The sequence below is a fragment of the Streptomyces sp. AP-93 genome, assembly GCF_022808175.1.
GTDB lineage: Bacteria > Actinomycetota > Actinomycetes > Streptomycetales > Streptomycetaceae > Streptomyces.
Genome location: NZ_JALGBX010000053.1, coordinates 1 through 11338 on the forward strand (window position 1 = coordinate 1; position 11338 = coordinate 11338).

The window sequence follows — 11338 nt, forward strand, 5'->3', positions numbered from 1 at the left end:
GAAGCTAAGCCTTTCAGCGCCGATGGTACTGCAGGGGGGACCCTGTGGGAGAGTAGGACGCCGCCGAACAATCATTGTGGGAAAGCCCCGCACCAACCCTTATAGGGTTCGGTGCGGGGCTTTTCTGCGTTTACGGACCGGTGCACGGGCTCCTGTAGGGTCAGGGGGCATCGTTCAACTTTTCTACAGTCACAGTGGAGGCCCCCGGGTGGAGGTCCAGGAGACTCGGGTTCAGACTGACCGAATTTTCACCATTCCGAACATCCTGAGCATGGCGCGCCTCGCAGGCGTGCCCCTGTTCCTGTGGCTGATCCTGGCCGAACACGACGGCTGGGCTCTTGCCGTCCTCATGCTCAGCGGGATCAGCGACTACCTCGACGGGAAGCTGGCCCGGCGCTGGAATCAGATCAGCAGCCTCGGCCGGCTGCTGGATCCGGCCGCGGACCGGCTGTACATCCTGTCCACCCTGTTCGGTCTCACGTACCGCGAGATTCTGCCGCTCTGGCTCACGGGGGCGCTGCTCGCGCGTGAGCTGATGCTGCTGGTCATGGTCTGGATCCTGCGCCGGCACGGCTATCCGCCGCCTCAGGTCAACTTCCTCGGCAAGGCCGCGACCTTCAACCTGATGTACGCGTTCCCCTTCCTCCTGGTGAGCACTTGGTCGGGCTGGTTGGCCTGGACGGGGTCAGTTTTCGGATGGGCGTTCGCCGGATGGGGTACAACGCTCTATTGGTGGGCAGGAGTCCTTTACGTGGTGCAAGTCCGCCGGCTCGTGAAGGCGGACGCCACGGCCGATTGAGCTCGCTCGGCGCCTGACTGACGCGGAGAAGGGTCCAGTCACCGTCCGGGACGGGTGAGATCGGCGATGACGCCGTCTCTCAAGGAGGACTCTTCCGACATGAAGGCCGTCGTGATGGCCGGTGGCGAAGGCACTCGGCTTCGTCCCATGACCTCAAGCATGCCCAAGCCGCTCCTGCCGGTGGCGAACCGGCCGATCATGGAGCATGTGCTCAGGCTGCTCAAGCGGCATGGGCTCAGCGAGACCGTGGTCACCGTGCAGTTCCTGGCGTCACTCGTCAGGAACTATTTCGGTGACGGCGAGGACCTCGGTATGGAGCTCACCTATGCCAACGAAGAGAAGCCACTCGGTACCGCCGGCAGCGTGAAGAACGCCGAGGAGGCTCTGAAGGACGACACCTTCCTCGTCATTTCCGGTGACGCGCTCACCGACTTCGACCTGACCGACCTGATCCGTTTCCACAAGGAGAAGGGCGGGCTCGTCACGGTGTGCCTGACCCGGGTGCCGAACCCGCTGGAATTCGGCATCACCATCGTGGACGAGGAAGGCAAGGTCGAGCGCTTCCTGGAGAAGCCGACCTGGGGCCAGGTGTTCTCGGACACCATCAACACCGGCATCTACGTCATGGAGCCGGAGATCTTCGACTACGTGGACGCGGACGTCTCGGTGGACTGGTCCGGTGACGTCTTCCCGCAGCTGATGAAGGAAGGCCGGCCCATCTACGGCTACGTCGCCGAGGGCTACTGGGAGGACGTCGGCACCCACGAGAGCTACGTCAAGGCCCAGGCCGACGTACTCGAGGGCAAGGTCCAGGTCGACATGGACGGCTTCGAGATCTCCCCCGGCGTGTGGATCGCCGAAGGGGCCGAGGTGAGCCCGGACGCGGTGCTGCGCGGGCCGCTGTACATCGGGGACTACGCCAAGGTCGAGGCCGGAGTGGAGATCCGCGAGCACACCGTCGTCGGATCCAACGTCGTCGTGAAGAGCGGTGCGTTCCTGCACAAGGCCGTCGTGCACGACAACGTGTACATCGGGCCGCACAGCAACCTCCGCGGCTGCGTCATCGGCAAGAACACCGACATCATGCGGGCCGCCCGGATCGAGGACGGGGCCGTCATCGGCGACGAGTGCCTCGTCGGCGAGGAATCGATCATCCAGGGGAACGTCCGGGTCTACCCCTTCAAGACGATCGAGGCGGGCGCCTTCGTCAACACCTCGGTCATCTGGGAGTCCCGGGGGCAGGCACATCTGTTCGGCGCGCGCGGGGTCACCGGGATCCTGAACGTGGAGATCACCCCGGAGCTGGTGGTCCGGCTGGCCGGTGCCTATGCGACGACCCTGAAGAAGGGGGCGACGGTCACCACGGCCCGCGACCACTCCCGCGGCGCGAGAGCGCTCAAGCGGGCCGTGATCTCGGCGCTCCAGGCCAGCGCCATCAATGTCCGGGACCTGGAGAACGTACCGCTGCCCGTGGCGCGGCAGCAGACCGCGCGCGGCAGCGCCGGCGGGATCGTGCTGCGGACCTCGCCGGGAGTGCCCGACTCGGTGGACATCATGTTCCTCGACGAGCGGGGGGCGGACCTCTCCCTCCAGCAGCAGCGCAAGCTCGACCGGGTCTACGCGCGCCAGGAGTACCGGCGGGCGTTCCCCGGGGAGATCGGCGACCTGCAGTTCCCGGGAAGCGTCTTCGACGCCTACACCGGTTCGCTGCTGAGGCGCGTGGACACCACGGGGATCGCGGACTCCGGGCTCAAGGTGGTCGTGGACGCCTCCAACGGCAGCGCCGGCCTGGTGCTGCCCAGCCTGCTGGGCCGGCTCGGCGTGGACGCCCTCACCGTCAATCCGGGGCTCGACGAGTCCCGGCCCACGGAGACGGCCGAATCCCGCCGGGCGGGACTGGTGCGGCTCGGGGAGATCGTGGCGTCCTCGCGGGCCGCCTTCGGAGTGCGGTTCGACCCGGTGGGCGAGCGGATCTCCCTGGTGGACGAGCGCGGCCGGATCATCGAGGACGACCGGGCGCTGCTGGTGCTGCTCGACCTGGTGGCCGCCGAGAAGCGCAGCGGCAAGGTGGCGCTGCCGGTGACCACGACGCGGATCGCCGAGCAAGTGGCGGCGTACCACGGGACCCAGGTGGAGTGGACGACGACCTCGCCCGACGATCTGACGCGGGTGGGCCGGGCGGAGAACACCATCTTCGGTGGTGACGGGCGGGGCGGATTCATCGTTCCCGAGTTCAGCAGCGTCTTCGACGGGTCGGCCGCCTTCGTGCAGTTGATCGGGCTGGTGGCGCGGACGCAGCTCACGCTGAGCCAGATCGACGCCCGGATCCCGAGGGCGCACGTGCTCAAGCGGGACGTGCCGACGCCGTGGGCGGTGAAGGGACTCGTCATGCGGCGGGTCGTGGAGGCGGCCGGGGACCGGCAGGTGGACACCACCGACGGGGTGCGGGTCGTGGAGGCCGACGGGCGGTGGGCCCTGGTGCTGCCGGACCCGGCGGAGGCGGTCACCCACTTGTGGGCCGAGGGACCCGACGACGCGTCCGCGCAGGCGCTGCTGGACGGCTGGGCAGCGGTGGTGGACGGCGCCGGGCACTGAGCGCCTCGCGCGAGGCGGCGTAGGCCGCAACGCAGCGGCGTAGGGCCGGAAGTCCGGTGGAGCGGGCGGGGTGAAGGTCCCGTCCGGTCCACCGGACGTCCGCATTCGGTGGGAGCGGCGCCGACATGCGACGATGTGCGGCATGTCGCAGCCGCCCCACAACCGCAGTTCGGCACCTCCGGCGCGGCCGGACGCTTCCATGTCGCTGCTGACGCACGTGATGGACCACACCCTCGACGAGGGCTACGCGGAGGCTTCGGCCCGGCGCGAGGCCGAGGGCACGTCCGGCCTGCCGCGGACCCTCAAGGCGAAACTGGGTCTCGCCGCCGGGCTCGTGCTCGCCGCCATGGTCGTCACCCTGGGCGCCGCGCAGGCGCGGGCGACCGCGCCGGTGCTGGCCAAGGAGCGTCAGGAACTCATCGACCGGGTCGAGCGGGCCGACGCGCACGCGGACGGTCTGGAGCGGGACATCGAGCGGCTGCGGGACACCGTCGCCGACCGGCAGCGCGAGGCGCTCAAGCAGCACGGCGGCGAACAGGGCCAGCTCGTGGCGCTGCTGTCCGGGGCCACCGAGGTGCACGGGCCCGGGATCAAGCTGACCGTGGACGACGCGAAGGGCTCGACGACCGGAAACGGCTCCAATCCGCGCGAGAGCGCCGGATTCTCGGACACCGGGCGGCTCCGCGACCGCGACATGCAGAAGATCGTCAACGGGCTGTGGCAGTCCGGGGCGGAAGCGATCTCGATCAACGGGCAGCGGCTGACGTCCCTCTCGGCGATCCGGGCCGCGGGTGACGCGATACTGGTCGACAACAGGCCGCTGGTGCCGCCGTACGAAGTGCTGGCGATCGGCGACAAGAAGCGCCTCGGGACCGCGTTCCAGGACTCCGCGGACGGCCAGTACCTGCACGTGCTGCAGGAGAACTACGGCATCCGCTACTCCTTGTCGTCCGAGGCCGAGATGCGCCTTCCGGCCGCGTCGAGCCTGACCGTACGTACGGCTACAGCAGCAGAGCAGCAGAAGGGTGCATCGTGATCGCGGTACTGGGCCTCGTGGTCGGAGTGGTGGTCGGACTTCTCGTCCGGCCCGAAGTGCCGGCCGTGATGGAGCCTTATCTGCCGATCGCCGTGGTCGCGGCGCTGGACGCGGTGTTCGGAGGCTTGCGCGCGATGCTGGACGGCATCTTCGTGGACAAGGTCTTCGTGGTGTCGTTCCTGTCGAACGTGGTCGTGGCGGCGCTGATCGTCTTCCTCGGCGACAAGCTGGGGGTCGGCTCTCAGCTGTCCACGGGTGTGGTCGTCGTCCTCGGCATCCGCATCTTCTCCAACGCCGCGGCCATCCGCCGGCACGTTTTCCGGGCGTGAGGCCGATGAGCACGAACGACACCCCGCCCGAGGAGCCCGGGGCCGCGGCACAGCGGCCGAAGGCGCAGCCTCCGCTGGAGCCGTCGGCAGGGCCCGTGGGCCGCACCCCGGAGTCCGGGGGTCGCGCGCCCGAGTCCGGGGCGGAGGAGCGGGGCCGGGAGGAGGCCGGAGACGCGCCGAGGGCGCACGCGCCGACCGGGTACGCGCCGACCGGGCCCGAGGAGACGGTGCCCGAGCAGACGGGTCGGCAGCGGCTGGCGGCCGGGCTGTGGCCGCCGCGGGTGAGCCGAGCCCAACTGATCGTCGCGGTGCTGCTGTTCGTCCTGGGGCTCGGCCTGGCCATCCAGGTACGGTCGAACAGCGATTCCAGCGCGCTGCGCGGCGCCCGTCAGGAGGACCTCGTACGGATCCTCGACGAGCTGGACGGGCGGACCAAGCGGCTCGAGGACGAGAAGCAGACGCTGGATGACCAGCGCCGGGAGCTGGAGAGCAGCTCCAACCAGGCCGAGGAGGCCCGGAAGCAGACCGTGGAGAAGGAACGCCAACTCGGGATCCTGGCCGGTACGGTGGCCGCGCAGGGGCCGGGCATCGTGTTGAAGATCACGGACCCCAAGGGTCAGGTGCTGTCGGACAAGCTGCTGGACACCCTCCAGGAGCTGCGGGCCGCCGGGGCCGAGGCCATCCAGATCAACGGGGTGCGGATCGTGGCGGACTCGTACTTCTCGGACGAGGAGGATGGGGTCGCGATCGACGGTAAGAAGATCACACAGCCCTACGAGTTCAAGGTGATCGGCAAGCCGCAGGATCTGGAGCCGGCGCTCAACATTCCCGGTGGCGTCGTCCAGTCGCTGGAGAAGGAGCAGGCGGTCGTCAGCGTCACACGTCCGGCGAAGATCGTTGTGGATGCCTTGCGGGCTGCGAAGCAGCCTGACTACGCTCGGTCGTCATCGTCGTGATGCGGGAGGTGCGGGAGACGGGCTCACGCGGGCGAATGCCTGCGGGGGGTCGACGCGCTGAAGTCGCGGTGCGTGGTGGAAACTGTCTGATGGTTACGGACGTTGTAAGTATGTCCGGGTCGGCAGGTGTTGCATTCGGAGTTCGTCCTGCCCCACGGGCGGGTCTGTTTCGGTCAAGGGGAATCGCCCGTGAAGTTGTTTGAGAAGTTGTTCGGCAAGAAGAACCGCGAGGAAAGCGGTGCGGCCAGGCACCGCGCGGGGCATGGAGACGTGGAAGGGCAGGGCGACCGGCCGCTCTTCCGCGACGAGGTCGCCGGGGCGGGTGACATTTCGGGCGCGCACGGCGCGTCGGCTGTTGACCCTGCCGGTACCGGACGCATAGGTTTCGGTGAACCATCAACCTCAAGTACGGGTGGAGGGTTTGCCCCCGACCCGTATGCCACCAATGCCTCCGCGGGGCAGCCGCGGCGCGAGGAGCCGTCCATGTCGGCCGAGCAGATTTGCAGCAGGTGCGGACACCGCAGCGATGCGGCGAGCCGGTTCTGCTCCAACTGCGGGGCGCCGCTGCGGGCGGGTCTGACGCCGGAGCGTGCCTCGGAGACCACGTCCACCATCTCGATCTCGGGCCTCGAGGCCTACGAGGCCGAGGTGTCGGGACAGACGCACGTGTCGTCCTCGCTGTCCCCCGAGGCCCAGGCCGCGGTGGAAGCGCTGCCGCCTGGTTCCGCTCTGCTGATCGTGCGGCGCGGTCCGAACTCCGGCAGCCGGTTCCTCTTGGACGGTGAGCTGACGACGGCCGGCCGGCACCCGCAGAGCGACATCTTCCTGGACGACGTCACCGTCTCCCGGCGCCATGTCGAGTTCCGCAGGAGCCACGACGGTTTCACCGTCTCCGACGTCGGCAGCCTCAACGGCACGTACGTGAACCGTGAGCCGATCGACTCCGTCGCCCTGCACAACGGCGACGAGGTGCAGATCGGCAAGTACCGGCTGGTCTTCTACGCGAGCCTGCGGGGGCACTGACCCTTCAAGGGAAGGTCCCATGCTGCGTATCCCGGCAGGCGGTGCCGCCAAGAGCGGCACCGCCACCGCCGCCTCCTCGGGCGTGCGGCTGGTGAGCATCGGAACGGTGCTCACGATGCTGCGTGACGAGTTCCCCGAAGTCACGATCTCGAAGATCCGTTTCCTGGAGGCGGAGGGGCTCGTCGAGCCCCGGCGCACACCTTCCGGATATCGCAAGTTCAGCACCGACGACGTGGAGCGCCTCGCCCACGTCCTGCGGCTCCAGCGTGACCACTACCTTCCGTTGAAGGTCATCCGCGAGCAGCTCGACGCGCTCGCGCGGGGTGAGCAGATCCGTATCCCGGCGCCCACGGCGAACGGGGAGTCCGTCGACCCCACGAGCCCCGTCGCCCTCTATGGCGAGGTGGGCCGGGAGCGGCCGACCGTGGCCCGGGTGGGCCGGGCCGAGCTGATCGCCGCCGCGGAGGTGGACGAGGTCCAGCTCGTGGAGTGGGAGTCCTACGGGCTCATCGCTGAGGCGCCCGGCGGCGGTTTCGACGCCGAGGCCGTCACCGTGGCCCGTCTGGTGGCCGATCTCGGCCGATTCGGTCTGGAGCCGCGTCACCTGCGGGCGATGAAGGCCGCCGCAGACCGGGAGGCCGGGCTGGTCGAGCAGGTCGTCTCGCCGCTGCGCCGGCACCGCAATCCGCAGACCAGGGCCCATGCCGAGGCCACCATGAAGGAGCTCGCGGGGCTCTCCGTACGGCTGCACGAGGCCCTCGTACAGACTGCTCTCGGGGTGCGGCTGCACTGATCCGGAGGGGTTTTCGGGCCGACTTCGGGTGACTTCGCAGGGGCTTCGGGGCAGGCTTGGGGGAGCCCGACTACCCAAACCTGCCGGGCAGGTCCTAGGGTTGCTGTGTGAACGAGCTCGACGTTGTGGGTGTCCGGGTGGAAATGCCCTCGAACCAACCGATCGTGCTCCTGCGTGAAGTGGGAGGCGACCGGTACCTCCCCATCTGGATCGGACCAGGGGAGGCGACCGCCATTGCCTTCGCGCAGCAGGGCATGGCCCCTGCCCGGCCGCTGACACACGACCTTTTCAAGGACGTGCTGGAAGCGATCGGCGAGGAGCTCACCGAAGTCCGGATCACGGATCTGCGGGAGGGCGTTTTCTATGCGGAGCTGGTCTTCGCCAGCGGAGTCGAGGTGAGCGCGAGGCCGTCCGACGCCATAGCGCTCGCCCTGCGGACCGGGACGCCGATCTACGGCAGCGACGGCGTGCTCGACGACGCCGGAATCGCGATCCCGGACGAGCAGGAGGACGAGGTGGAGAAGTTCCGCGAGTTCCTCGACCAGATCTCGCCAGAGGACTTCGGTACCGGCCCGCAGTGAGGCGCGGGTCGCGCCGTCCTCCCGGATATTTCAGCCCATTCGAGTAGCCTTTCCCCGCAATGGGGTACGGGAAACCACTCTCAGGGTGATTATCACTCGGCGTGCCGAGTGTGGCGATCGTTGACGCACCCCTGGTGACTGCCTACCTTCGAGATGGCAGGTCAAGGACGGAGGGTCGGCGTGAGAGTCACGGGCGACGGTATGACCGGGGGCATCCCCGCACGGAGTGACGGTGGGCCGTACCCGCTGCACGGTGGTGCGGTGAACTCCGCGCGCCGTCAGCCGGAGCCCGCGCCGGTCGGTTCGGTGGGGCCGGTGGGGCCCCAGGGCGGCGAGTCCGCACCCGAGCAGGTCGGATACCGGGGGCCGACGGCGTGTGCCGCGGCCGGCATCACGTACCGGCAGCTCGACTACTGGGCGCGGACCGGGCTGGTGGAGCCCACGGTGCGTCCGGCTTACGGGTCGGGGACCCAGCGCCTCTACAGCTTCCGGGACGTGGTCGTCCTCAAGATCGTGAAGCGCTTCCTGGACACCGGGGTGGCGCTGCAGAACATCCGCACCGCCGTGCAGCACCTGCGCGACCGGGGTTTCTCGGACCTGGAGCGGATGACGCTGATGAGCGACGGCGCCACCGTCTACGAGTGCACCTCGCCCGATCAGGTCGTCAGCCTGCTCCAGGGCGGCCAGGGAGTCTTCGGCATCGCCGTGGGCGTGGTCTGGCGAGATGTCGAGAACGCGCTGTCGCAGCTGCACGGGGAGCGCGTGGACACCGGCGAGACGGTGGTCGGGCACAACCCGGCCGATGAGCTGGCAGCCCGGAGGAACCGGGCCGTCTGAGGCCCGGGGGTATGGGGCTGGACGGGCCGGTGGTCCGTCCGGTCGGTCCCGGCCGGGTCGCCTTTGGCCGCGCGCGGTCCTTGCGGGCCGTCCGGCTCGCCTGCCCCGGGTTCGGGCCGATTGTCAGTGGCGTAGGGCAGCATCGGAGCTGTGAGAGCCGCGCCGACCATCCTGCACCTGGACATGGACGCCTTCTACGCCTCCGTGGAGCAGGCGTCGAAGCCGAGCCTGCGCGGCAAGGCCGTCATCGTCGGCGGGCTCGGGCCGCGCGGGGTCGTCGCCACCGCCTCCTACGAGGCCAGGCGGTTCGGCGTGCATTCGGCCATGCCGATGGCCCAGGCGCGGCGGCTCTGCCCGAACGGCGCGTGCCTCATTCCGCGCTTCAGCCTGTACCGCGAGGTCAGCGACACGGTCATGGGGATGCTCCGGGAGCTGTCTCCCCTTGTGGAGCCGCTGAGCCTGGACGAGGCCTTCGTGGACCTCGAGGCGGGAGGCGTCGCCTTCGACGCGGAGGCCGCGCGGGCCGTTGGTGACCGGCTGAGGGTCGACATCGCCGCCGTGACCGGGCTGAGCGGGTCGGTGGGGCTCGCGGGGTCCAAGATGCTGGCCAAGGTCGCCTCCGAGGAGGCCAAGCCGGCCGGGCTGCTGCTGATCGAGGTCGGCACGGAGCGGGCGCACCTCGCACCCATGTCGGTACGGACCCTGCCCGGGGTGGGGCCGGCCACCGGGGAGCACTTGCGGCGGGCCGGGATCACCACGGTGGGGGAGCTGGCGGCGGCAGGCGAGGACGAACTGGTCCGGATGGTGGGGCGCTCGCACGGGGTCGGGCTGTACCGGATGGCGTTGGGTGTGGACGAGCGGCCGGTGGTCGCCGAGCGCGATGCGAAGTCGGTGTCGGTGGAGGACACCTTCGACGTGGACCTGCACGACCGGGTACGGATCCGCAACGAGGTGCAGCGGCTCGCGGACCGCTGCGTGGAGCGGCTGCGCGGCTCGGGGCACTCGGGGCGGACCATCGTGCTCAAGGTTCGGCGGTACGACTTTTCCACGCTGACCCGCTCGGAGACCCTGCGGGGGCCCACGGACGACGCCTCGGTGGTGCGGGAGGCGGCGGCGCGGCTGCTGGAGGCCGTGGACACCACGGGCGGGGTGCGGCTGCTGGGGGTGGGCGTGACGGGGCTGGCGGACTACACGCAGGAGGACCTGTTCGCCTTCGCCGATGCGATGGCGGGCGGGGGCGCCGCCGGGGACGGGGAGGGTGCTGTTGCCGCGGGTGCGGGTCCGGGTGCGGATCTCGCCGAGGGGGCTTCGCCGTCCGGCGGGGGTACGGGGCGGCCTGCGGCCGGCGCTGACGGGGGGTGGGAGGCCCAGGGTCCGGCCTTGAGTGCGGGGCCTGGGCCGGGCGAGGGTGCGGGGCAGGGCCAGGAGCGGGACTCCACCGCCGGGGTGGGGCCGGGCGCGCTTGCCGGGCAGGGCCATGAGCAGGCCGAGGCCGTAGGGCAGGGGGAGCGTTTCCGGGAGGGCCCGGGCGCTCCGCAGGGCCCGGGCCAGGGGGCTGGGCCAGGGCAGCGTGTGAGCGCCGGGACGGGGCAGGGCGCTGGGTCGAGGCGGGCGGAGAGCGTGGGGCCGGGGCAGGCAGCTCCGCAGGAGCAGGCCGCCGAGCACGGGGCTGAGCGAGGGCAGCGTGTGAGCGCTGGGCCGGGTCAGGGTGATCAGCAGGTCCAGGAGGCTGGGCGAGGGCAGCTTGAGAGCGCTGGGGCGGGGCGGGACAACGGGTCCGGGCAAGGGGACAGGGCCGGAGAGGGCCAGGGCGACCAGCAGGGGCAGGGGGCTGGGCAGGGGCTCGGGGGTGTGGGAGGCGTGGTCGGGCGGCGGTGGCCGGCCGGGAGTGATGTGTGGCATGCGGTGTACGGGCCCGGGTGGGTTCAGGGCAGCGGGGTCGGGCGGGTGACCGTACGGTTCGAGCAGCCCGGATCCAAGCCTGGCCGGGTGCGGACGTTCCTGGTGGACGACCCCGAGCTGGAGCCGTCCGATCCGCTGCCGCTGGTCGGGGAACGGGCCGTGGGGGTCGGGGGCTCGACGGCTTCGACGACGTGAGCCTGCGAGGTCACGCTGTTTCGCCGCGCCGGGGTGCCTGGATTCCTGAGTGCGCCCGGGGAAGAGCTTGCTGCCGGGGTCCAGGGGGGCCTGGCGCGCACTTGCCTGTCAGCGGTACGCCGGGTGCGCTCGGGGGCCGCATGCACGCTGCTGGATGCCGACTGCGCAGTGTGAGGCGCTGAGTACCCGCCAGCCGCTCGGAGGTGTTTGCTGCCGCTGCCGCTGCCGCTGCCGCTGCCGCTGCCGCTGCCGCTGCCGCTGCCGCTGCCGCTGCCGCTGCCGCTGCCGCTGC

10 protein-coding genes are annotated in these 11338 nt (G+C 70.3%); all 10 read left to right on the forward strand.

The window, feature by feature from the left end:
- Positions 1 to 208 precede the first annotated feature (208 nt).
- Positions 209 to 799, forward strand: coding sequence for a CDP-alcohol phosphatidyltransferase family protein (locus tag MTF69_RS42020; RefSeq protein ID WP_243342103.1), 591 nt, complete (start codon positions 209 to 211; stop codon positions 797 to 799).
- Positions 800 to 898: 99 nt separating this feature from the next.
- Positions 899 to 3394 carry a mannose-1-phosphate guanyltransferase gene (locus MTF69_RS42025; protein WP_243342104.1) on the forward strand — a complete coding sequence of 832 codons (2496 nt, stop codon included), beginning with the start codon at positions 899 to 901 and terminating at the stop codon, positions 3392 to 3394.
- A gap of 133 nt (positions 3395 to 3527) precedes the next feature.
- Positions 3528 to 4430 carry a DUF881 domain-containing protein gene (locus MTF69_RS42030; protein WP_243342105.1) on the forward strand — a complete coding sequence of 301 codons (903 nt, stop codon included), beginning with the start codon at positions 3528 to 3530 and terminating at the stop codon, positions 4428 to 4430.
- Positions 4427 to 4759 (forward strand): small basic family protein, encoded by a 333-nt coding sequence (locus tag MTF69_RS42035; protein ID WP_243342106.1) that lies wholly within the window; start codon positions 4427 to 4429, stop codon positions 4757 to 4759. The genes MTF69_RS42030 and MTF69_RS42035 overlap by 4 nt, the downstream gene beginning before the upstream one ends.
- Positions 4760 to 4764: 5 nt before the next feature.
- Positions 4765 to 5715 (forward strand): DUF881 domain-containing protein, encoded by a 951-nt coding sequence (locus MTF69_RS42040; protein WP_243342107.1) that lies wholly within the window; start codon positions 4765 to 4767, stop codon positions 5713 to 5715.
- A gap of 483 nt (positions 5716 to 6198) precedes the next feature.
- Positions 6199 to 6738, forward strand: a complete 540-nt coding sequence (locus MTF69_RS43270) for an FHA domain-containing protein (protein WP_274547808.1) — start codon at positions 6199 to 6201, stop codon at positions 6736 to 6738.
- Positions 6739 to 6757: 19 nt separating this feature from the next.
- Positions 6758 to 7531: a MerR family transcriptional regulator gene (locus tag MTF69_RS42050; RefSeq protein WP_243342108.1), complete on the forward strand. Its 774-nt coding sequence runs from the start codon at positions 6758 to 6760 to the stop codon at positions 7529 to 7531.
- Between the two features lie 107 nt (positions 7532 to 7638).
- On the forward strand, positions 7639 to 8112 hold the full coding sequence (locus MTF69_RS42055) for a bifunctional nuclease family protein (RefSeq protein WP_030009777.1): 474 nt from the start codon (positions 7639 to 7641) through the stop codon (positions 8110 to 8112).
- Between the two features lie 180 nt (positions 8113 to 8292).
- Positions 8293 to 8949 (forward strand): MerR family transcriptional regulator, encoded by a 657-nt coding sequence (locus tag MTF69_RS42060; protein ID WP_374325766.1) that lies wholly within the window; start codon positions 8293 to 8295, stop codon positions 8947 to 8949.
- Positions 8950 to 9099: 150 nt separating this feature from the next.
- The gene (locus MTF69_RS43640) at positions 9100 to 11046 is read left to right on the forward strand and encodes a DNA polymerase IV (protein WP_243342109.1); all 1947 of its coding nucleotides are present in this window, start codon (positions 9100 to 9102) and stop codon (positions 11044 to 11046) included.
- Positions 11047 to 11338: the final 292 nt, after the last annotated feature.

Bases quoted from the DNA above. Each gene is read 5' to 3' on its own strand.
- MTF69_RS42025 (WP_243342104.1), top strand. From the start codon at position 899: ATGAAGGCCGTCGTGATGGCCGGTGGCGAAGGCACTCGGCTTCGTCCC.
- MTF69_RS42030 (WP_243342105.1), top strand. From the start codon at position 3,528: ATGTGCGGCATGTCGCAGCCGCCCCACAACCGCAGTTCGGCACCTCCG.
- MTF69_RS42040 (WP_243342107.1), top strand. From the start codon at position 4,765: ATGAGCACGAACGACACCCCGCCCGAGGAGCCCGGGGCCGCGGCACAG.
- MTF69_RS43270 (WP_274547808.1), top strand. From the start codon at position 6,199: ATGTCGGCCGAGCAGATTTGCAGCAGGTGCGGACACCGCAGCGATGCG.
- MTF69_RS42050 (WP_243342108.1), top strand. From the start codon at position 6,758: ATGCTGCGTATCCCGGCAGGCGGTGCCGCCAAGAGCGGCACCGCCACC.